This window comes from Pseudoalteromonas sp. SG41-2, from assembly GCF_014164535.1.
GTDB classification, from domain to species: domain Bacteria; phylum Pseudomonadota; class Gammaproteobacteria; order Enterobacterales; family Alteromonadaceae; genus Pseudoalteromonas; species Pseudoalteromonas rhizosphaerae.
In genome coordinates this window covers 25,022-48,511 of sequence record NZ_JACJFK010000025.1, presented here as the reverse complement: position 1 = coordinate 48,511, position 23,490 = coordinate 25,022, and the positions used below count along the sequence as shown (strand labels likewise).

Here is a 23,490-nt window from a genome sequence, read left to right as displayed (position 1 = left end):
AAGACTAAGTTAACTATCTGGGCAGATAATTGTTGCCTGTTTTGCTCCTTCTGGCACAAAGTTGATATTCGCCACAGAAACCGAACCGTTACCCGTGCTCTGTAATGAAAATGGGCTAGTCACTCTTGAAAAATCAACGCCTTGCTCAGTAAAGCAGGTTAAGTCTATGCTGAGTGTTTGCCATCTATTTAATGTAGCCTTTTTGAGTTCTGCGCTGATATCAACACGTCCACCACAACCATGCTCGCAACTCATAGCAACAAATAATGGAGCAGCAAATTCGCTATTTATCTTGTAATCAAAACTCAGCGCTGAGTTTGCTTCGATATAAGCCACTTTATCTTCAGTGAAGTTACTATTGATTTCGGCTGTAGTAAGGCCTATACCTGTAAATACAAATGCCATTGCATCTTCTTGAATATTTTTATCTTCAGTACGATAACTAATACCAGCTAATTCAACGCTATTGCTAGCTACTTGAACTTGCTGCTGTGCTGACTTTAAAAACAATCGCCATGGATCAGTCAGCACGCCATTAAAAATAGCCATATTAGGCAAACTAGCTATATCAACACCTGAGTCTTCATTTAAATTATCTGCCAGGGTATTTTTATCTGTATAGGTTAAACCAAAGCCATAAGGAAATAGTGGCGAATAGTCTACATCATCTCTATTTACTGCGGTTTGCAGTGGTGATTTTGGCCATGAAAACGACAATTTACCAGTAAAGTCATGCTGAATATCACCTCCTGCGTCAGTTAATAATACATCGGCCACACCTTGTCCTTCTGTACCCGGTAGCCATGCGGCGACAAACGCATCAGAGGTATTTAACTCAGCGTTAACCCACATTGGTCGACCTGAAATGAATACCGATACGACCGGCACGCCTTTTGATTTAAGCTGTTTTAATAACGCTAACGACTTTTTATTATTACGCTCAAACTCAAGATTATCCCTGTCACCGTGTCCTTCTGCATAAGGTTCTTCTCCAAACACCACAATCGCCACATCAGGTTTTTGTGTAAAGTGTCCATCAGGACTTAAAATGGCCTCTCCACCTGCGGCCGTGATCTGCGCTTTTAAACCCGCAAAGATTGACGTAGCACCAGGGAAATCGGTATTTTCGTTATTGGTGCCTTGCCAAGTAATACTCCAGCCCCCCGCTTGCTTAGCAATATTATCTGCGCCATCTCCGGCAATTAATACTCGTGAATTAGCCGCTATCGGCAAAGTATTGTTGTTGTTTTTTAATAACACCAGTGATCCACGCACAGCTTGTCGCGCAATATCGCGGTGCGCTTGCGCGCCAATTAACTGCGTTTTACCTGAGAACTGACGTTTTGCAGGGCTCGGTTTATCAAATAAACCCGCTCTTAGTTTGACTCTTAAAATACGCGCAACAGCATCGTCAATTCGGCTCATGGCAATTTCACCGGCTTTCACTTGCGCTATCGTATTTTCATAAAGTGGTTTCCACGCCCCCGTAGGAACCATAAAAATATCAAGCCCCGCGTTTACAGCCTGTGGGCAGCTTTCGTTACTACAACCTACAACTTGTCCGTGGCCATTCCAATCACCAACAACAAAGCCATCAAAGCCCATTTTCGTTTTCAGTACATCGGTAAGCAGGTATTTATTGCCATGATTTTTCTTACCATGCCAGCTATTAAACGACGCCATAACAGATTGACTACCAGCCGACAAACCACCAATGTAGCCTTGAGCATGAGTATCAAACAAGGCTTGCTCTGAATCGATATTGTTACCTTGATCGTCACCATCGACGGTACCGCCATCACCTAAAAAGTGTTTAACTGTGCTAATCACCCGCTTATTACTTAAAAAATCACCATCGGCATGGCCTTGCAAGCCGTTAACAATGGCAACTGAGTACCGGCGGACAATCTCTGGATCTTCAGAATACCCTTCATAAGTTCGACCCCAGCGGTCATCACGTACAACAGCAACAGTCGGCGCAAATACCCAATCAATACCAGTAACCATCACTTCGATTGCCGTCGCAGCGGCTATTTTTTCTATTAAAGCGGGATTATTTGCTGCGCCTAAGCCAATGTTATGTGGAAATAACGTTGCACCAATCACGTTATTATGACCATGTACAGCATCGGTGCCCCACATGGTAGGAATATCGATGCCATCAAGAGAATCATCAACCGATGCTTGATACATCTGTTCAGCAAGTGCAATCCAATCTTGTGGTGTGGCATGTTTATTCGCGTTCGGAAATGAGCCTCCGCCATTTAAATACGAGCCAAAACCATATTTACGCATATCATCAGTCGTTATATCGCGGATCTCAGGTTGAATCATCTGCGCAACTTTTTGCTCTAATGTCATCGTCTGCAAGTACTGAACAATCTTAGACTCAATTTGCGGATCAGCTCGAACCACATTATTCAGCTTTGGCCAAATAGCTAGCGATTGTTGCTGCTGCATTTGTTCAACAGCTCTATTATTTTGAGACGTATCTTTACTTTCGCTTGCTGAACAACCAGCCAGAGTAACTAATCCAGCTAACAAACTTAGTGTAGGTAACTTAGCTGTGTGTAAGTGTGTTTTCATTTTTATATACCTATCTATTATCAACTCATTGCTGCTTAAAAGACTCTAAGTACCTGCTGTATTACAAAAGCGAGACCAAGCGGTTTATTCATCTAAGCAACGGTAGAACTATTTTTTGTCATCATTGAAATTAAAATTTAACTGTTGACCTGTTAAGAAATAGTCACTAACCTAAATGTGGAAGCGCTTCCTTAAAGTCATTAAATACCATCTATTGGCATTAATCAAATTAAATATGGAAGCGCTTTCAGATATGTTAGCTTTAAAAGCTAAAAATAACAGCATCACGGACTATAAAAAGAAAGCAGAGGTTTTCTATTAATGAAACAATTATCTTTACCTAAACACTCGCCGCTACTGAGCAAAGACTTCACTTTTGGCGTAGCAACTGCTTCATTTCAAATTGAAGGTGGTGCAGCAGATCGTCTGCCATGTATTTGGGACACCTTTTGTGCTCAAGACGATAAAATTGCCGATAACTCAAATGGTCTAATCGCCTGTGAACACTACACTCGTTGGCCTCAAGATATTGAGTTAATAGATTCTCTGGGCGTTGATGCCTATCGTTTATCAATTTCTTGGCCACGCGTAATGCATCAAGATGGTAGTTTAAACCCATTAGGTGTGAAATTTTATACTGATCTTCTAGATGAACTTAAACGCCGCAACATCAAGGTATTTGTCACTTTATATCACTGGGATCTACCGCAGTATTTAGAAGATCAAGGCGGCTGGTTAAATCGTAATACCGCCTATGAATTTGCTCACTACACAGATCTTATTAGCAAAGCGTTTGGTGATCGTGTTTATTCATATTCAACCTTAAATGAACCTTTTTGCAGCTCTTATTTAGGGTATGAAATTGGTGTGCATGCCCCAGGTATTGTCGGTCGGGAATTTGGCCGAAAAGCTGCCCATCACTTATTACTAGGTCATGGTTTAGCGATGCAAATGCTGGCTAAAAATAGCCCACAGACACTTAATGGTATCGTACTCAACTTTACTCCCTGTTACCCGGTAACACAAAGTGACGCAGATCTTAAAGCCACAGCCTTTGCTGATGATTATATTAACCATTGGTATATGCGCCCTGTAATGACTGGCAAATACCCAGATATTATTGAGCAACTTCCAGCAGAGCAGCGTCCAGATATTCACCCCGGTGATATGGAAATTATTGCGCAGCCATTAGATTACCTTGGCGTTAATTTTTATACGCGTTTACATTACCAAGCAAGCGCTGATGATTTTTATGACGAGCGCCCACATCAAGGCCTATTAACTGATATTGGTTGGGAAATTTACCCGCAAGCACTTACTGAATTATTAGTATCGTTAAATGAGAAATATACCCTACCACCGATTTATATTACTGAAAATGGCGCAGCAATGGCCGACAAGATGATAGATGGTAAAGTTAACGATTCAGATCGCATAGCTTACTATCAGCAACACTTAAACGCATTGCATAACGCAACTGAACAAGGTGTGGTGATCCATGGCTACTTTGCATGGAGCCTAATGGATAACTTTGAATGGGCTGAAGGCTATTCAAAGCGATTTGGTATCGTTTATGTTGATTATCAAACTCAACAACGTACTGTAAAAGCCAGTGGCCTTGCGTATAGTAGTTTAATTACTAGCCGGTAAACTTAGCTAGTGCTCCTTTAAAAACAACAATAAGAAACACACAGTGAACAAAATTCCTTTATACGAAAAAATCGGTTATGCGATGGGTGATGCCGGAGCCAACTTAGTTTGGCGAGGTGCACTTGCCTACCTAGCAGTATTTTACACTGACACATTTGGCATATCGGCTGCGGCCGCAGCTATGTTATTTTTGGTGGTTAGGTTATCCGATGGTGTAACCGATATCATTATGGGAATGATTGCAGACAGAACCACCACTCGGTTTGGTAAATTCAGACCGTGGATTTTATGGTCTGCTCCTTTTTTAGGACTGTTCATGGTGTTGTGTTTCACCACACCTGATTTCAATGACACCAACAAGTTAATTTACGCCTACGTTACCTACATAGGCTTAACGTTAGCTTATACGGTGAGTAACGTGCCTTACTCTGCATTAATGGGAGTAATGAGTCCAGACGATACCGAGCGCACGAAACTATCGAGTTTTCGCTTTGCCGGAGCCTTTGCAGGCGGTTTATTAGTGATGGGCTTTTTACCTGAACTGGTTGCTTATTTTGGCGATGGCGATAACGCCAAAGGTTATCAGTTAACCATGTACTTATTTGCAGCATTACTAATTGTTTTGATGGTGATCACTTTTGTTAGCACCAAAGAGCGGGTAATCCCCCACAAAACAACCAGTGGTAATTTAAAATCAGAGCTCAAAGATTTAACTAAAAACTTACCCTTTATTATTCTGCCATTATTGGCAACTACCTTGTTCTTTTATTATCGCGAAATCTACAGTGGGCTATTTTTTGCATTTATCATGACTATGATGACTGTTGTGATAAAAAAATTACTCAACAAAGATCATCAAAATCTCACCGGAACTCAACGTGATATGGTTGATTTGCTCACCAACAAGCCTTGGTTAATTTTATTAGGCATGGGCTTTTTGACCATGATGTTCAACGGTATAAAGTATGGTGTAATTGCTTATTACTTTAAATATCAGGTTGGCAGCGAACTGATGGCAGGCCAATACTTCGTTGCGTTATTAGTGGTGTCTATCCTCGGCGCTCTTGCCACTGGTAAACTTGCCGAACTAATAGGCAAACGTAATTTATTTATCATCTCTTTAATATTAAGTGGCTTATTAACCACAGCATTTTATTGGGTGACTGCTGACAACATTGTTGCCATATTTACTTTTGGGTGTGCAGCTGAATTTTTTGCTGCCATGATGCCTACCCTGTTTTTTAGCATGTTAGGGGATGCTGCCGATTATTCTGAGTGGAAAAACAAACGCCGCGCCACGGGCTTAATTTATTCAGCAGGGACGTTTGTGCAAAAAACTGGCGGCGGTTTCGCTGGGGCATTAGTATTAGTGGTATTGGCAGGCTATGGCTATAACGGCATGAACGAAGCAACCATTACGCAATCATTACCTGGCATGCAACTATTAATGAGTTGGATCCCCGCAGCATTTGCTTTTTTAGGTGCCGCCTTGATGCTTATCTATCCGTTGACACCCGCAATGACGCAGAAAATCACGGAAGACTTGGCTTTTAGACGCAGTAATGTGTAAATTATATTTCATTATCAATACGTTTTTATAAAGTGCGAATAATAACGCTAGGAAATTAATGGCTACAATTTATCAAGTATCAGAACTTGCAGGTGTCTCTCTCTCTACGGTATCAAGGGTTCTGAACGACAATGATTATGTAAGTAAAAAAACCAAGAAAAAAGTGCTCGAAGCAATGCAGCAACTTGGCTATCAACCCAGTTCTATTGCCCGTTCTTTAGCATCGAGTCGTACCAGTAGTGTTGGTGTTTTAGTCTCTGAACTAGACGGCCCGTTCTTTGGCCAAATGATGTCGGCGATAGAGCAGCAACTTCGTGCCGCAGGTAAGCATGTTATTATTACCGCAGGGCACAGTGACGAAGACAAAGAGAAAAATGGCTTTGAATTTTTAATCAGTCGTAACTGTGATGCCATAATTGCCCATGTGGAAATAGTATCGGACGAATATCTAATTGAACTTAGTAAGGGAAAAATCCCCATTTATTTAATGAGCCGTTATGTTGAGGAAATTAAAGACAACTGTATTAGTCTTGATAACGTTCTAGGCGGTTATCTTGCCACTAAAACGATGATCAATAAAGGGCACAAAAATATTGCTTATATTGCGGGTCCACAATTTAAAGTTGATGCGTCAGACCGACTCGTAGGACATAAAAAAGCGCTTGCTGAATACAATATAGCCTTTGATGAAAGCCTTTTTTACATAGGCGACTTTAAAGAAACCGGCGGCAATGATGGCTTAAAACATTTTATTGAAAATAAAGCGCAATTTAGCGCAATTGTCTGTGCCAATGATGAGATGGCCTCAGGTGCGATGAAGTTCGCCAGAGAACACGGTTTTAATTTACCGAAAGATCTCGCCATTATGGGCTACGATAACGTGATTTTCACCAATTACCTTTACCCAACTCTAACAACCATAGATAACCCAGTCCCAGAGATGGGCAGAATGGCGGCTAACCTTGTACTTAAAGACATTTACAAACGCCCTGGCATTACAATTAATCGTGTATTCCAGCCGACTCTCGTTTTAAGAGACTCCACGCCAGATATTAATTAATGCGGTAAAATCATTCGTTCACTAGGTTGAATTTTCAACTAACGAATTTGCTGATCAGCTAAACTTAGATTCAGCCCATGCAATTCATTACGTACCCATCGACCATCTAAGTATTGTTCAAGGTGGTCTTGGGCAAATGTTAAAAAACTACGCGCAGCATGAGCAATATGCCGATCAGTGCGGATCACAAAGTACCAATGACTTGCTAAGCTTGCATCACTTACAGTTAATACTTTGAAGCCATGATCTCCTATTGGCAACACATGGCGAGACAGCACACCAATTCCCATTCCTGATGATACTGCAACACGAATAGCCTCATTACTTGCCATTTGCACGCTGTTGCTCAGTACTAAACCGCGTCTTTGCAGTTCGCTCTCAAATAACATCCGGGTTGCAGAGCCAGGCTCCCTTAATAAAAAGCGGTATTTCACTAGCTCAGAAAGTGCAACGTGTTGTTGATTAGCTAATGGATGATCAGTAGGCACAATAAACTCAAGCGGGTTTTTTAAAAACCGTGCCGCTTTTGCATGTTCAAGTGACGGTGGATGGCTAAATACATAAATATCATCTTCACCGCGTTCAAAGCGCGCTAACACCTCTGCTCTATTGCCAATCTCAAGAGGCAACTCAACATGAGGATGCAAATTACTATAGGGCCCGAGTAATTTTGGCAAAATATATTGTGCGGTATTCACCATGGCGATTTTACATCGCCCGCGCTCACCCCCTTTGAGTTCAGCTAAAAAATCGTTGTAATCATCAAAGTGGCCAAACACTCGTTGGCAAGTCCTAAATAACTCATGCCCGGCTTCTGTGACATGCAGTTTTTGTTGCTGCATAATCACCAGCGGCTCATCTACAGCCTCTTGTAAACGTTTAATTTGCAGCGACACCGTTGGCTGAGTTAAGTGTAAACGCCGTGCGGTTTCACTGATCGAGCCGGTTTTTACTACACTCATAAACACTTCAAGCAGCCGAAAAGAAATATGTCTTAAATCCATCGCTATCACATCCCCTCTGGTATTAATCAACCCATAGATAATAACCTATAACCAACTACCAATCATTTTATTATTTACAATGCATGATTTTATCTACAATAGCGCAACTTTAAATTAATAGGAGAAAGGTGTGCCAGATATTGTTGTAATGTTTTTTGTTTTGGGTTTAGTTGCGGGGATTTTACGTTCTGATCTCGTTATTCCAAAAGCAACTTACGAGACCTTAAGTTTGCTGCTGATGCTGACCATAGGCTTAAAAGGCGGCATGGTATTACACGGCAATCTTAGTTGGCAATTATTGCCAGAAATGGGCTCGGTGATGCTGCTTGGCGCATTTATACCTTTAATGCTCTACCCTATTTTAAAATATGTGATAAAACTTTCGGTAGCGAACAGCGCAAGTATCGCCGCCCATTATGGCTCCGTAAGCGCGGGGACATTTGCAGTCGCCCTCGCTTATGCTGAATCGGCGCAGCTAGCAGTAGGTGCTGAAGTAACCCTGTATTTAGTGATGCTAGAGCTTCCCGCGATTATCGTAGGGCTGTTAATTTATCGACGACTTGATAAACAACATAGTGCCGATAATACCTTATCGCTTAAAGCACTCTGGCATGAAACCTTAACCAATAAGAGCGTTATTCTCCTCGTAGGCGGTGTTGTTATTGGTATGATGTATGGCACACAGCAAGGCAGCCAAGTAACTGGATTATTAACCAATAGTTTTAAAGTCGTGCTTGCATTATTTTTACTCGAAATGGGTTTAACGGCAGCGCAAACATTACGCCCTATACCTTGGCATCACTGGAAACTGACACTATTTGCTATAATCAGTCCATTAATATTAGGCGCGATTGGAGTCAGTGTCGGCACTTTATTAGCGCTTGAGTTAGGCTCAATCGTTATCTTGGGGAGTTTAGTGGCCAGTGCATCTTATATTGCAGCGCCTGCCGCTATAAAAGCCGCGATCCCCAAAGCCGATATAGGTCTGGCCATGCTCAGTTCACTAGGCATCACCTTCCCATTTAACGTACTTATCGGAATCGGTTTGTATCATCAACTTGCTGTTGCGATGCAATAAATTAAACAACAGATAAGGGCTATTTAGCCCTTATCTGTCTATAGGTTAAGTAAGCTCGGGCCATTGAATTGACTTACTGTCTTTGCCATTTTTACAGCTAAGTGGATCATTACCTTTATAATTTTTGCATCCCCAAAACTGCCCTTTTGCGCTATTGCGTAATACCATTTCAGCACCGCATTTATCACACGTTGGCACTAGATGGTTACAGGCTGTATTTATACATAATTTAAACCCTGTATAGCGACTGCGAGTCATTGGGCTTTGGCACTGCTCGCACGATTTTTCTTTATGCTCACAACGCGGAAATAACGAACAGCCGTAGAATGGCCCAAAACGACCACTGTGTTTTTTTAATACCCCGCTATCACAGCGCATACAGTTTATATCTGCGATATGTAATTGATCAACATCACTAGTAAATTCATCCAGTTCTATGTCATGTTCAGCAATTAACTCCGAGACAAAACAACTGCTATTGGTCATATCAGCAATGATGTAGGCGCGGTGTTTTGCGCGCGTTAGTGCAACGTAAAATAACCGTCGCTCTTGTGCGTAAGCTAAGTTTTCTGGCGCTGGTAATAAAGCTTCGATAATTGCGGGCGCAACTTTTTCAGATGGAAAACCATGTTTACCCTTTTGTAATCCGATAATAATAACATGATCGGCTTCTTTACCTTTTGAGGCGTGAAAAGACTGCGACTGAATTTTTAACAACGGGTATTTAACACTCATGGTTTTAATATCCGTATTTGTTGGTAGCTGAAACCAAAATCGCGCTAAAAAATACACGGTTGTGGGTTTACATGCCTTGCTGTGTATTGTGCAGAGTATGTCATCAATCGCACCATTTAATAGTTCAGGAATGTCACTGTAATAACTATTTTTATAACCAATAGACGCATTACTACTGCGCCTTAATAACGACACACTAGGATGTGAAACCTGAGTTAAAGAAGTAATCGTTTTATCAAGCTGCGCGGGATTTTTACTAATAAATGCTGAGGCAACTTCACCAATTTTATTATTGAAACGAAACGTAAGATCCAGCGCCGTTTGCGTAGTAAAGCCAAAATACGTTGCAAACTCAGTGGTCAACTTAATATCAGCGCCGCTGAATCGGTAAATTGCTTGCCAATCGTCACCCACTGCAAATACTGAACTACCTTTGTTGCTATCGCGAAGTGCTTTAACCAATCGTGCTCTTGGCTGTGATATATCTTGAAATTCATCAACCATAATATAACGCCAAGGCGATTTAAACTTGCCCGACTCAACATACTCGATTGCCTTGATAATCATATCATCAAAGTCAATTTCACCGCGCTGCTGCAAGTGAGCGTTGTAGTTAGATAAAATTGGTTTTAATAGCGCCAACGCTTGGGTTGTTTGTTTGGCGTCAAGGGAGCGTTTAATGACATCAACTTCATCAGCATCAGTTAAATAAGCCGCCTTATATAAACTCAGCAATTGACTAAATAACGCAGCTAATACGGTGATCCTGCCAGTTTCTTTTAAGCTTTCGAGCAGTGATTCTAAGGGCAATATCTGTGTTTTCACGCTCGCACTTAAAAGCGCTTGTTCAAGTTCGTTTAACAGCTTACCTTGTTTATGTTGCCCATAAGTCAAAGCTATACAGTGAGTGTTATTACTGGCATGAGTGGTATTTTTCCAATCAATTTCGCTATGGTATTGCGCTTTATCAATGTAAGGCGCAGTATTGCCAGCGTCATCGATGCCGTAATATTCAATGTAAATATCGTACTCAGGTAAATAAAAATCAGGCTTGTACTGTCTGCGTTCAATGGTTTTTACGTCAACTTTATAAGGCGCTTCGTATTGATAATCTATGCCGTGATAAAACAGCCAATTAGCTATATATAACTCACCAAAGCTTTTTACCTTGTCGCCTTTTAGGCTACGGATATCGTTATCATTTAAGTAGCTGTAATAATCACCCAATGTTTTAAAATCAAATTCATTTTTTTCAACATAATAGTATTTACTAAAATAATCTAAAACCAGATGACGATACTCGGCACTGTTTTCAATCAATGATTCAAAGCACTGCTGCACCCATTTTGCTTTCACTTTTTCGTCTTCTGCAAATACACTCATAGTCGGTTTAGCACGTTCAACTTGTGAGATAATCTCCAGTCCGACACTATGAAAAGTAGCGGCTTTTATTTTATCGGTGGCGAGCTTATTTTCGATCCGTTGATCCATTTCATCAGCAGCTTTGCGACCATAGGCCAGCAATAAAATATCACTGTAACTTGCCTGCTGACTTTGCACTAAAAACCCCGCCCTGCCAATCATGACACTGGTTTTGCCAGTGCCTGCGCCAGCCAATAACAAGTTATTATCGTCATCAATCACACAAGCACGTCTTTGACTTAGTGTTAATGGATTTGCTTCAACACGGTCAAAAAAAGCGTGGTGTAGGTTAAGTTGCTTAGTAACGTATTTTTGTTGTAGATACTGGGTAAGTGCAGCATCCCAGTTTGCATATTGCTCTAATACGTTTATTTTTTTATCCACTAAAACAAATGCGGGGCTGTTTTTTATCCACGGCAACCAACGTTCATGCTCTTGCTGTGCCAACCGCTGAATATGACTAACATAAGACTGGCGTAAATATCGCTGCTTGACCAGTTTTGTTATTTTATTAAGAAAAGTGTCAAGCTTAGCTTCATTAGCGTTCACCCAATAGCGTTCAAATTCAGCTTGAAATTTACGGTGAGCACCATATGCCAGCAGCGAAAATGTATGATTTTGTTGTGCCGTAACAAAAGAAATCGCTTGACCAAACAAGCCGAAAGCAAACGACGGCGGTGCCTCCAAATCACTCCAACTTATTTGTCTCGTTGAGTTACCTTGGCAAATGGTCAACATATGGTGATCAAACGCCAACATGGCTTTATTAGAAAACATCCTGCCAAACAGGCTAACTGCAATAGAATTCATTACTGCTGAATTCCTAAATCAAAAGAGTGAATTACCGGTATTTTAAGTTAATCAGCTGGATAAGTGTGAAAATAACGGCAATTATTTTAGCGTAGTTTTTCATCTGGATTTAAAAAGAACATTTTCTTCCAGCCTTGGCTTTGCGCGGTCATTAACCATGGGTACGGCAGTAACGATAAAATAGAGTAATGTACGTGAGGTTGTTTACCTGCCGCATTCCCCGTGTCTCCTAAGCTACCAATCACCTCACTGACTGCAACATAGTCTCCTGCACTTACCGAATAACTTTCTAAGTGGGCAAAGTAATGCAGTCGCCACTTAGGCCCAAGTAATGCCACCACTTTACCACCGCGCTTTAGCTCACCTGAATACAGCACCACACCACTTACCGAAGCAACCACTGCCGTGTGTTTTTTGCCAAAAATATCTATCCCTTTGTGTACACCTGATTTACCCCAAGGGCTATACCAAAAGGTATTATGATGCCAATCATTTGCTGTTGCACCTTTGACTGGGATCACTATTTTTTCAGGTATGAGCAGCCCAATAACAAGGACTGTCAAGAATGTTAGTCCCATGTACTTCATCACTTTCATTACAGCTTCCTTGAAATAGTTTAACAGTGAAATAGTTCATTATTGTTTGATACGTGTGCAACCAGCCACTCACACAACTCATGTGTTAAACTATCTTTTTTAAGCTGTAATTGGTCTACCTGCTGCGTTGTAACCGCCGTTAGCCATGCCTCTAGCATTGACTCAAAGCCCCGTTTATATAGTGTTGCTTGCCAATCATTTTGCATCGCGCTCTGCTGTATTCCATTGACCATAGAGGTCATATTGGTTAGCGATTCAAACCGCCACTTTTCATTCAAACCGGTTATTTCAACCACTTCTTCATTACAGCCACTTAATCTATCCATAGCGCCTTGAAATAACCGCCCCTGAAACTCAAAACTAACATGTATTGCTGCCAATAAGCCTTGTGGATCTAGCTGTGAAAACACCTGTAACTGGTTAAGTTGATCAAAACGCTCTACATTTGCAAAATGGCATAAACTATCAACCACATGGATGAAGTCATCAAAAATAAAAGTGCGCGGCTGTGCTGGTAAATTTAAGCGGTTTTTTTGCCATTTAAGATGGCGTATTTGTGGCTTTGCAATATCGGCCATAATTGGTAAAAAGCGACGATTAAAACCTAAAAATAATGGCGTGTTATGTTTAGTTGCTAACGCAATAAGTTCACTTACCTCACTAAAACTATACGCTAATGGCTTATCCACAAACGTAGCGATTTTTTGTTCAAGTGCCTGCTTCGCAAACGTAAAATGAGACTCAGTATTAGTGTGGATCATCACCCCATCGGGCTTACACGCCAGTACCGCTTGGTAATCTGTAAAGCACTTTTGAACCCGATACTGCTTCGCTAACTGCGTTAATGTTGTCAGGTTTCGTGTACAAAAAATAGGATCGATCTGTGCATGTTGCGTGGCAATAGGTAAATATGCTTTTTGTGCTATATCCCCAAGCCCGACTAAAGCGATTGTTAGCTGGTTCATTTTTACTACTGCCTCTTGATGAAAAATAAAAACACAGCATACCAAGTTATTATTTAGATTGATAAAACAACTACAAATTTTAAACAATTTCGCTAAAAAAATGATACCAAAATGACGTAAATAACCGGTTTATTTACCTAACTAAGTGTTCTAAATAAAATGTTGAGTAAATATTCAAATATAACTTTACTTGTGTTCAAAATCGGATTAAATTCGCCGCAAAATTAACCAACCAAAAATAATTGCCAGCTATTAAAACACTCCAACGCAATTATTTATGCCCTTTAAATCGGATTCTTTAATGGTTGAGCTCGCTGCCGGTCATAAACCAAATAACCCACTTGCACCTGTTATTGGTTTGTCTTTTTTTGCTATTGCCTCAGGCTTTTTAATGAGTCTAATTCCTTTATCATTGAGCGCCTTTGGGCTTGATAATGAACTTGCCTCTTGGTTAGCTAGTGTCTTTTATCTTGGCTTATTAATTGGTGCTTTTTTTATTGAGCGTATTGTTGCAAGAGTAGGCCACCGTCATGCTTTTCTGGCATTTCTGGGGTTATTAATTTTCAGTGTTGCAGCACAGCTTATTTTACCTAATGCCAACGTGTGGCTTTTAGCCCGCTTTGTAGCTGGTATCGCCGTAGCTGGGGTATTTGTGGTGGTTGAATCTTGGTTACTAATGACTGACACTGCCAAAGCACGAGCTAAACGATTAGGCCTGTATATGACATCCCTGTACGGTGGCAGCGCCGTTGGCCAACTAGCTATCGATCCGCTTGGCACCAGTGGCCCACTCCCCTATTTGTTTGTTATTGCTCTATTATTTTTAGCGATGTTAGCACCGCTGCTGATTAAATCAGGGCAACCGCAAAGTCAGCACTCGCAAAAGCTACAATTAACTGAGTTAAAAAAGCTCAGTCGCCCAGCAATTTTAGGCTGTTTGGTATCAGGATTAGTACTTGGCCCAATATACGGTTTAATGCCAGTATATATCGCTGCCCAAAGTGAGCAGGCCGCTTTTACTGGCACCTTGATGGCGGTGATTATTTTAGGCGGTATGTTAGTACAGCCGTTGGTGAGTTATTTATCAACACGAATGGCAAAAAGCTTATTAATGGCATTATTTTGTTTATTTGGCGCGATGGGTGTAGTTGGTATTATGCAAGCTGTACACTTCAACGTATTGATGGCCAGTTACTTTATTTTAGGGGCTGCAAGTTTTGCACTCTACCCCATTGCCATCACCTTAGCCTGTGACGCATTGCCAATCGAAAAAATAGTCTCAGCAACGGAAATTATGTTACTGAGTTACAGCTTTGGCTCGGTCTTTGGGCCTTTGCTTGCTGCCAACTTATTTGCTTCAGCTAACGGCATTATGTTGTATTTAGGCGGTTGTTTATTCACCACCTGTATTTATATGCTGATCAAAAGCCTTAAAGGCATCTCCACTGACAATACCCCTGTGGCAGGATAAGCCATAGCCTAATAACGCAAAAACCCCATGCTGAGTTAACAGTATGGGGCTTTAATTCAAGTAATAAGGCCTAATTTATAAAGATAGGTATTCTTTAGCACGAGTAAGGTTATGCGATACCATCGCGCTATCAGCCATTTGTGCAGCTTCATATAAATCTGAAAGACCAGCGGTATCATTTTTAGCCATCATACGTGATACACCGCGATTACTTAATGCAAACGATGTTAATTCACGTAATTTCATTTTTGGGCCTTCGCTTTGTTTTAGCAACGCAATCGCTTTAGTACACATTGTTTCTGCTTGCGCGTAATTTTTTGATTTAACGTTTAGTGCGCAATTATTAAATGATTGTTCAACTGGCTGTGGCGCTGTTGCTGTCTCAATAACCATTAATTTGTAATCACTTTGATCAGCCAGAGCAACAGCTGAACATGTTAATAGTGAGCTAAGAGCAATAGTTTTGATAAGTGTACGTTTCATGATTATATTCCTATTTGATTATTTGCCTAAATCGTGTCGTATCTGGTGCCGACAATTGAACTTTAGAGTGTTAGCTCAATTTCAACAAACGATAAAAATAAACCTAATAGGTGAAGAAAATTAACTTATAGACTTTAGTCTAATAAAACAGCTTCCTCGCTCTGTTAATATTAATTGCATTAAATTATTGACCTTATAGCTTCACGAAAATAACTCAATAACAGGGCAAAAATTATGACGTATAGTTGTTCTCTGCAATTGCTCTTGCATTGCTCTACCTTTTGCCTCCATGAATTTACTTTAACGCAATTAGTGAGCTATTTGATCAGCAAGAATGCCCATATTTTTAATAGATATACTATAGCTGCTTGAATAGCTAAATCGCGCAATTTTGTTCAAGTTTTTATATTTCAATCTGCTTATACTCAAGCAATAGGTGATTAGCGAAGAGTGCGAAGCAAATGAATCAATTTCAGTACATCAACGATAAAACATTAAACCAGTTTACTTTGCTTGATGCGAAGATGACCGACTTTAGCTACTCAAAACATGCCCATGAAGAGTACTCACTGGGTGTTACCTTAAAAGGTCGGCAAGATTTTTTTAGTCAAAGAGCCTTTCACAAAAGTCCAACTGGCGGAGTAATAGTATTTAACCCAGAAGACGTTCACGATGGTCACTCAGGTTTAACAGAACATCTTGAATACGTTATGCTCTATGTACACCCAAATGAATTTGAACCAATGTTTAAAGCATTGGGTTACACCAAACATGCAACGCCAAGAGTCGCTACACCTTTGCTGGCAGACCCACAATTAGCACAGCAGATTTTAGCGCTCAAACAACTTATCAGTGGTAACAATTACACAACCATTGATACCGAAAACACGCTGTTTAATATTGCTCATTCAATCATCAAACAGACAGGCTGCGCCATAGAGCCGCTGGGGCTCAGTTCAAGAAAAGACACTTTATTACTTAAAGCAAAAGACTACATTATGGCGAACTTAGGTCATGACATCTCAATTGATGATATCGCTGGTGTCGCTACTATGTCGAAATATCATTTCATTAGGCTGTTTAATAAGCAGTTTGGCCTAACGCCTTATCAATATGTGGTGAACTGTCGGATAAATATGGCCCGAAAATATATCGAATCAGGCGCACGAGCATCTCAGGTCGCATTAGATTCGGGCTTTGCCGATAACAGCCATTTAAATCGCCATTTCAAGCGTATTTATGGTTTAACTCCTAAACAATACCAATTACAACTTTCGCTCTAAACAATAAGGGATCAAAATGTTAGAAATATTCGCTTATGCAATAGGTATAATGTACACCCCTGGACCCATCAATCTGCTCGGTTTACAAAGTGGCATCAATAATAAAACCACGGCACATTTAGGCTTTTTCTCAGGTGTAGCCACCGCGATGCTAATCTTATTTATATTACTAGGCTATGTGGGTATAGAGTTGATCCCGGCGAAAATATTACCAGTTTTAAGCTTTGCAGGTTGTTTATATATACTATATATCGCGGTTAGAATTGCTAAAACACAGGTCAATTTTAACAATCAAAAAACCACTACAAAATCGCTATCATTTAGTAACGGCTTATGGATGCAGCTACTTAATCCCAAAGCACTGGCTGCGACATTACCCATCACCACCATTCAATTTCCAGCAGCGGATATATCAGGCATGGCAGTCATCGTTTGGTCATGTATCCTCGCATTACTAGCGTTTGGCGCTCCTGCGAGTTACTCATTAGCTGGCCATGCTATTGGTAAACATATGACAAACTCAAAATACTTTAAAATAATTAACTTAGTCATGGCTGTTTTGCTGGTCGTGGTTGCCATTGATATAGCCCTCACACACGTATTAGTACAGTAATTATGATTATTACTTCACTCAGTATGAGTGAAGTAAACAGTTAACTATCCTGCTTGAATCTCTACCTGCTTAATCTAAACCTTTTGATGAACGCACCACTGAATTCTAGCTGTTAAAAATAACATCTTGAAGATTACTTTCTGATAATTTCACATTTTTAACACTACAACCTTGCAACTACACCTTTAAGAGTAAGCATAACGGTTATTAAAAACCACATAAATGTAATATAATACTATATGATTACTTTAGCTCCTCTGCTAATCTACAAAGGAAATTAGTTTTTCTATATCAACCTGAACTCTGGTTAACATTTTAACTAACAGTTTGTTCTTATTTTACAAACTTATATTTCACCTTTCCATCCATAGACTTCCAGTGATAATAAAACGAATTTAAGATATAAGTATTTGATTATTAAATAAATCGAACGCTGGAAATAGCTGCTGGAAATAGATTTATTATCCACAGTTCAAATTATATTAATGGTTCATATTGTGTTCTTTACAGCGTCCCAGTCTTCACTGTTAAGAATATAATATGCTTAACCCCAACTAGAAGGTGTGATTATCAATGTTCAAAAATTTAAACTTAGGGAAAAAAATAGGTGTTGGCTTTGCAACGGTACTTTGTTTGTTATTAGTCGTTGTTGGCATCAGCATGAAAGCATTACAAAAAGCCAGCACAGAAACAGATGAATACCAAAAAATAACGCAAGTCACTACTCTAGCAGGTAGAATTCAGGCCAATATGCTGATGATGCGAATGTCAGCCTCTAAATTTCTGCGCAATAAGGATTCCGAGTCAGTAAAAAGCTTTAAAGAGCGCTTTAATGCCACAATGCAATTTACTACAGATAGTAAAAACGATATCAGCGACCCCAAAATGAATGCTGTAATTGACCAAATATTACAGTTGATAAAAGAATATAATCAGGCGTTTGAGAGCGTTGTAGTATTAATGGATGATATACAAAAAAAACGTATACCAGCCCTTGGTAAATACGGCGAAGAAATGCGCCGTGAATTAGATTCAATTACCGACACGGCGTTTACTGATAACAGCCTGACCTCTTCGTATCAGGGCGCAAATGCACTAAGTTCAATGCTAACTGGCCGTATTTTTGTACTTAAGTTTATTGAGTCGGTTAACAACAAGGACTACCAAGCTGCAATGAACTTTTTAGTCAACGATCTAAAAGGCGAGTTAGACACGCTCGATAGCAATCTACAAAATCCGCAAAGAAGAGCATCTCTTAAAAAAGCGATGCAAAGCTATAACTCATATATTAATCACCTTAAAGAGCTTAATGAGCTGTTAATTAAGCAAAACGATATTTCTAAAAAGACTTTAGACATGATTGGCCCAAAAGTCGCGAATCTAATTGAAGACATTAAGTTGGAAATGCTGAGTAAGCAAACCGCTCTTGGCACTGAATTAAAAGAGGCTATTAGTTATAGCTTTTATTTTTTATTATCAATATCGCTACTCGCTATTGTTATCGGTATTGCAGCTGCAATGATGTTATCCCGCATTATTACCAAGCCAATTCATGAAGCAGTAGCAGCTGCAAATCAGCTAGCAAAAGGTCAACTTAATATAAATATACAAAACACTGCAAACGACGAAACTGGCTTGCTACTTAATGCTATTACCAATACAGCAAACAATTTAAAAGCAATGATCTCTACAATTACAAATGCAAGTAAAGAGCTTGAGTCTGCTTCACAAGAGCTTGCTGCGGTAACAGATCAAACCTCGCAAGGGATCCGCAATCAAGAATCTGAAACAGATATGGTTGCAACCGCTATGAATGAGATGACCATAACTGTGCGTGATGTAGCTAATAACGCAGCTCAAGCAGCCGATGCAGCAAATACTGCAAGTAACGAAGCCGTATTGGGTTACCAAGTTGTCAAAGAAACTATTTCCTCAATAAATAAACTTTCAAGTAATATTAATGATTCATCGTCCGAGTTAAGCGGTGTGCAACAATCTGTTGAGAGCATTAGCACGATATTAGATGTGATCAAAGCGATTGCCGAGCAAACTAACTTATTAGCCTTAAATGCTGCTATTGAAGCTGCCAGAGCTGGTGAGCAAGGTAGAGGCTTTGCAGTTGTTGCCGATGAAGTTCGTTCACTAGCATCTAGAACGCAAAATTCAACGGGTGAAATACATAATATAATCAAACAACTACAAACTGGCACAAATAGCACAGTGGCAACAATGGGTATAGGTAAAGAAAATGCCTTAGTATGTGTTACTCAATCTGAAAAAGCCAGTGCAGCACTTGAGTCAATTACAAATAGTATTTCAATCATAAACGACATGAATATACAAATAGCCAGCGCCGCAGAGCAACAAAGCTCTGTCGCCGAAAGCATTAATCAAAATGTTGTCAATGTGAAAACTATTTCTCAAGAAAACTCAGTTGCAGCAAGTCAAACTAAGAGTTCGAGTGAGGATATCGCCCGTTTAGCAACGCAATTAAATCAATTGATCGTTAAATTTACTGTTTAATGTCATTTTTATATGTAACTGTCTGGTGAAGATTAATTACCGCACAGTTACAGTGCCAGCCAAAATGACTTGTAGAGCTCCATAACCCTTTACCAAATATATAGTTAGCTTGAGCTTTGGTTTAAATATTTAATAACATGTTGATTAAAAATCAATATTCGTTTTACTCTCCAGCCAGAGATAGATTTATCATCAACAGATCAGAATAATTAATGCTTGCTGTGGTCATACTGAATAAGCTAGATTACGCGCTTTTTAAACTATACTTGAGGGACTATTAAGCAGTGAGGAACTTTATGTCGGTATTCAACTGGTACAATGCGTCAATAAAGCAAAAAATTGGTGGATTATTTGTTTTTTTATTAACGTTTTTGTTTTGTGTTATTGTTTTTTCGGCCTATAAAGTAAATCAAATAGAGCGTGAAATGCGCGTAGTGGCTTTTCTGGATATTCCGTTAAGTCAGTTAATGCAACAAGTGGAATTCATAGAGCTTGAACAACACCTGCAATTTGAGCAATTTCAACTAAAAAACAAAATTGATGATAAGCCGCTCAACCCACATCAACAATTTGCTTTTGAAAAACAAAAAATAAAACAATTGCTCGATAAAGCGGTAGCAATGATTAATCACTCATTAGCATTAAAAGAAGTCATATTACAGCCTGAAGCACATCAAAAAGTGGCCACCACAATTGAAAACTATACGCAAAAAAGTGACGAGTTCGAAAACTATTTAGAAAATGTTTACCAACAAAATCAACTTACTGAGCAAGCGCGGTTGCAAGTCGAAACAATGGCAACTGAGCTAGAAAGTGCAGAAAAGCAAATAATAGCGCAATTAAATAAATTAACCTCTGATGATGCGTATTACACAGATCAGCACGAAAAAGACTTTCTATTTGTCAGCAGCTTACTCGGTATATGCGCCATCATCCTAGGCTTGCTGTTAACGACCTTTATTATTCAAATTATTTTACGTCGTATTCAACGCATCCAATCTAATATCGAAACGTTAAACTCTTCTGTTGAACACCATGAGTTACCCTTGGAACTTCAAAAAAAGATCAAAACTAAAGATGAGCTTGCAGCATTAGAACACGATATAAAAATTGTTATATCACGTTTGAATCAGGAAATGACTAGCCGTGAGGAAATTGAAAAACAATTAATAATATTAGCAACCCAAGATCGCTTAACCGGTGTATTTAACCGAAACAAGTGGGAAGAACAAATAGAAAACCAGATCAATATGGCAGCACGAAGCGAATATCTATTTGCTTTAATAATATTGGATATTGATCACTTTAAACAAGTTAACGACCAATATGGCCATCAAATAGGTGATAAGTTATTAAAACATCTTGCGACACAATTACAGCCACAAATACGCACCATGGATATGCTGTTTCGTATCGGTGGCGAAGAGTTTGCAATTATTTCCCCCACACAAGATAAGCAACAAGCCCATCAACTTGCAGAGCGATTACGAATGTATATTAGCGAATTAGATGAAGTGAGCTTACCTAAAGTGACCGCAAGCTTTGGGGTAACATGTTATCAGGCAGATGACTCGAGTTCAGTTATTTTTAATCGCGCAGATAAAGCACTCTATGAGGCAAAAGCACAAGGTCGTAATTGTATCGTAGTCGCTTAACTTGTATTGGCTGTATTAGTTCAGAGCAAATTTATATATTTAGGCTGGCTTTACACACATGTAAATACCTATGTTGATACTGTTAACTGGCAAACTCAATACAATATTCCGCCGGCTCTATTTGTACTTGAATTACATACAAATCATTGGGTAGCTGCACATTATTAGCCATATCAGCTGAATTAAGCGCGTTGAGGTTAGCCATTAACGCTTGCCGCTTTTCGATCCACTCACTAGGAAAGCAGGGATTATCAATAAAATGTGATACTGCTCTGAACTCAAAATAGATCGTTCTACGTATAGCTGAACCTTTCTGTCTTCCTGATGCATGAACCGTGTTTACATGGTGAATTACCACATCACCTGCATTGGCCGTAATATCCACACTTTGTAATTGTGCAATAGATAGCTGGCGCTTTAAATCACACACACTTGCTTGGCTACAATGAGACTGCGGGATCACTGTTAACGCCCCTTGCTGCGCTATAGCCTCATCTAAATATACCCCAACGGTAAAAATAGGCTCTTGAGTTCTCACCGCCATATCGCGGTGCCAATCAAATCCGCGTGCATCTAATGAATTTTTTATCACAAGTGACTCATAGCTAGGTAAAACAGCTTCGCCGATAATCGCTTCAACGTAACTCATTAGTTCGGTTTGCGCTAGCAGATGAGCAAATTGTGGCTGAAATTGAAAAAGCTCATTAACGCGATACACAAAAGGCTCATCTGCAGTTTGCATAACAGCAATATTATCAAATGGTAAACCGGCTACATAGTGTGACTGTGCTTGAGCAACCAGCTCATCACAAAAGTGCTGCAGTTTTGTGATTACACTTGGTTTAAGTACTTGTTTAATTTTTACAAAACCCTGCTGCTTAAACCGTTCAACCACTAAATTGGTTTGCATATTTAATATCTCCTTTTAATATACAGGTACTTAAATTTGTAGTCCGGCGCTATTAATAACTAAACAGGCTGTATTTCACTTGCCCAACAGTTCAGAAAAGTAATAAAAAAGCATACTAACCTTGCTCAAATCTAGCTAGCACATATTCGATGAATAATCTGACGCGCAATGGTAAATGGTCTCGATCCCGATATAACATAAATAAAGTTCGTGCCTTGCTTTGCCAATCAGGCAAAACATGCTGAAGCTCACCTTGAGCTATCATTGGTAATGCATAATAGTCAGGAATATAACCAACCCCTAAGCCTTTTTTAACCGCGTGTGTGAGCATTTGAATTTCATCAAGCTCTAAACGAATGCCCTTATTGGGTTGAAAATCATAAACGTCGTCATTTTGTTTATTTACTAATTGCCAAATAGACATCGGCTGGCAAATCACAGCGCTTTTTGCACATAAATCAGTAGGATGCTTAACACTGTCGGCCACCGTCTGCGAATTACTGCACAAAATAAAGTGAATATCTTTTAGTGGCCTCGCAATCCAATTATCAACCACCGTATTACCCACCCTAAACACCACATCCATTGCTTGCGCTTCAATATCAATTAAAGTATTCGAGAGCCTAATATCTAGTTGGATCTCAGGATATTGCAGTAAAAAATCATAAAAAATATCCCTTAAAAATTGCGAGCCGGCATTAATAGGTGCACTGATTATGATCTTACCTTTCGGTTGATTCTTCTCGATATGAAGATCATCATTAATGCCATCTAACTCAGCAAACAATGCACTCGAACGTTGGTAATACAGCTCCCCCATATGGGTCAGCGATACGCGATGAGCATCACGGTTTAACAATCTAAGCTGTAAATCATCTTCAAGTTGTCGAATACGACGGCTCAATGTTGATAAAGGCACTGATAAAGCCAGTGCAGCATCTTTAAAACTTTTTAAATGGGCAACAATACAAAAATAGCGTAAATCGTCTAGTGAATATCTATATTTCATTTTTGGAATCTACCCTCTTATTTTTGCTTGTTTATCCACATTATGGAAAGTAATACACTTGCCGCAA

17 protein-coding genes are annotated in these 23,490 nt (G+C 39.7%); 9 read left to right on the top strand and 8 right to left on the bottom strand.

Annotated elements, in window-relative coordinates; genetic code table 11:
• Window positions 1–9: 9 nt before the first annotated feature.
• Window positions 10–2,586, bottom strand: coding sequence for an exo 1,3/1,4-beta-D-glucan glucohydrolase (locus H5186_RS17690; RefSeq protein WP_182794742.1), 2,577 nt, complete (start codon window positions 2,584–2,586; stop codon window positions 10–12).
• Window positions 2,587–2,907: 321 nt separating this feature from the next.
• On the opposite strand from H5186_RS17690, the gene H5186_RS17685 reads away from it, so the two are divergent.
• The 3 genes from H5186_RS17685 to H5186_RS17675 are packed head-to-tail and all read left to right on the top strand — an operon-like array spanning window position 2,908 to window position 6,866.
• Entirely contained in the window at window positions 2,908–4,236 is a 1,329-nt protein-coding gene (locus H5186_RS17685; RefSeq protein WP_182734311.1) for a GH1 family beta-glucosidase, read from the top strand.
• 43 nt (window positions 4,237–4,279) lie between these two features.
• Window positions 4,280–5,806 carry an MFS transporter gene (locus H5186_RS17680; protein ID WP_182794741.1) on the top strand — a complete coding sequence of 509 codons (1,527 nt, stop codon included), beginning with the start codon at window positions 4,280–4,282 and terminating at the stop codon, window positions 5,804–5,806.
• 58 nt (window positions 5,807–5,864) lie between these two features.
• Window positions 5,865–6,866 carry a LacI family DNA-binding transcriptional regulator gene (locus tag H5186_RS17675; protein ID WP_145233053.1) on the top strand — a complete coding sequence of 334 codons (1,002 nt, stop codon included), beginning with the start codon at window positions 5,865–5,867 and terminating at the stop codon, window positions 6,864–6,866.
• A 38-nt stretch (window positions 6,867–6,904) separates the two neighbouring features.
• On the opposite strand, the gene H5186_RS17670 is transcribed toward H5186_RS17675, so the two are convergent.
• Window positions 6,905–7,870, bottom strand: a complete 966-nt coding sequence (locus H5186_RS17670; RefSeq protein WP_182718892.1) for a LysR family transcriptional regulator — start codon at window positions 7,868–7,870, stop codon at window positions 6,905–6,907.
• A gap of 130 nt (window positions 7,871–8,000) precedes the next feature.
• On the opposite strand from H5186_RS17670, the gene H5186_RS17665 reads away from it, so the two are divergent.
• A complete protein-coding gene (locus H5186_RS17665; RefSeq protein ID WP_182718891.1) occupies window positions 8,001–8,948 on the top strand; it encodes a sodium-dependent bicarbonate transport family permease in 948 nt (315 codons plus the stop codon).
• A gap of 45 nt (window positions 8,949–8,993) precedes the next feature.
• On the opposite strand, the gene H5186_RS17660 is transcribed toward H5186_RS17665, so the two are convergent.
• The 3 genes from H5186_RS17660 to H5186_RS17650 all read right to left on the bottom strand — a co-directional run bounded on the left by H5186_RS17660 (window position 8,994) and on the right by H5186_RS17650 (window position 13,476).
• The gene (locus H5186_RS17660; protein WP_182794740.1) at window positions 8,994–11,915 is read right to left on the bottom strand and encodes a UvrD-helicase domain-containing protein; all 2,922 of its coding nucleotides are present in this window, start codon (window positions 11,913–11,915) and stop codon (window positions 8,994–8,996) included.
• An 86-nt stretch (window positions 11,916–12,001) separates the two neighbouring features.
• Window positions 12,002–12,511, bottom strand: coding sequence for a M23 family metallopeptidase (locus H5186_RS17655; protein ID WP_182794739.1), 510 nt, complete (start codon window positions 12,509–12,511; stop codon window positions 12,002–12,004).
• 20 nt (window positions 12,512–12,531) lie between these two features.
• Window positions 12,532–13,476: a Gfo/Idh/MocA family protein gene (locus tag H5186_RS17650; RefSeq protein WP_182718888.1), complete on the bottom strand. Its 945-nt coding sequence runs from the start codon at window positions 13,474–13,476 to the stop codon at window positions 12,532–12,534.
• Window positions 13,477–13,777: 301 nt separating this feature from the next.
• Between H5186_RS17650 and H5186_RS17645 the strand changes: the two genes are divergently transcribed.
• The gene (locus H5186_RS17645) at window positions 13,778–14,947 is read left to right on the top strand and encodes an MFS transporter (RefSeq protein ID WP_149980981.1); all 1,170 of its coding nucleotides are present in this window, start codon (window positions 13,778–13,780) and stop codon (window positions 14,945–14,947) included.
• Between the two features lie 75 nt (window positions 14,948–15,022).
• On the opposite strand, the gene H5186_RS17640 is transcribed toward H5186_RS17645, so the two are convergent.
• A complete protein-coding gene (locus H5186_RS17640; RefSeq protein WP_149980980.1) occupies window positions 15,023–15,430 on the bottom strand; it encodes a hypothetical protein in 408 nt (135 codons plus the stop codon).
• Between the two features lie 461 nt (window positions 15,431–15,891).
• Between H5186_RS17640 and H5186_RS17635 the strand changes: the two genes are divergently transcribed.
• The 4 genes from H5186_RS17635 to H5186_RS17620 all read left to right on the top strand — a co-directional run bounded on the left by H5186_RS17635 (window position 15,892) and on the right by H5186_RS17620 (window position 21,504).
• Window positions 15,892–16,713: an AraC family transcriptional regulator gene (locus H5186_RS17635; RefSeq protein WP_182718886.1), complete on the top strand. Its 822-nt coding sequence runs from the start codon at window positions 15,892–15,894 to the stop codon at window positions 16,711–16,713.
• A gap of 16 nt (window positions 16,714–16,729) precedes the next feature.
• Complete coding sequence (locus H5186_RS17630; protein WP_182718885.1) at window positions 16,730–17,326, top strand: LysE family translocator; 597 nt, start codon at window positions 16,730–16,732, stop codon at window positions 17,324–17,326.
• Window positions 17,327–17,899: 573 nt separating this feature from the next.
• Window positions 17,900–19,849, top strand: coding sequence for a methyl-accepting chemotaxis protein (locus tag H5186_RS17625; RefSeq protein WP_182794738.1), 1,950 nt, complete (start codon window positions 17,900–17,902; stop codon window positions 19,847–19,849).
• A 296-nt stretch (window positions 19,850–20,145) separates the two neighbouring features.
• Window positions 20,146–21,504, top strand: a complete 1,359-nt coding sequence (locus H5186_RS17620; RefSeq protein ID WP_182794737.1) for a GGDEF domain-containing protein — start codon at window positions 20,146–20,148, stop codon at window positions 21,502–21,504.
• Between the two features lie 82 nt (window positions 21,505–21,586).
• On the opposite strand, the gene H5186_RS17615 is transcribed toward H5186_RS17620, so the two are convergent.
• A complete protein-coding gene (locus H5186_RS17615; RefSeq protein ID WP_182794736.1) occupies window positions 21,587–22,414 on the bottom strand; it encodes a phytanoyl-CoA dioxygenase family protein in 828 nt (275 codons plus the stop codon).
• 115 nt (window positions 22,415–22,529) lie between these two features.
• Window positions 22,530–23,423, bottom strand: coding sequence for a LysR family transcriptional regulator (locus H5186_RS17610; RefSeq protein WP_182768022.1), 894 nt, complete (start codon window positions 23,421–23,423; stop codon window positions 22,530–22,532).
• Window positions 23,424–23,490 lie beyond the last annotated feature (67 nt).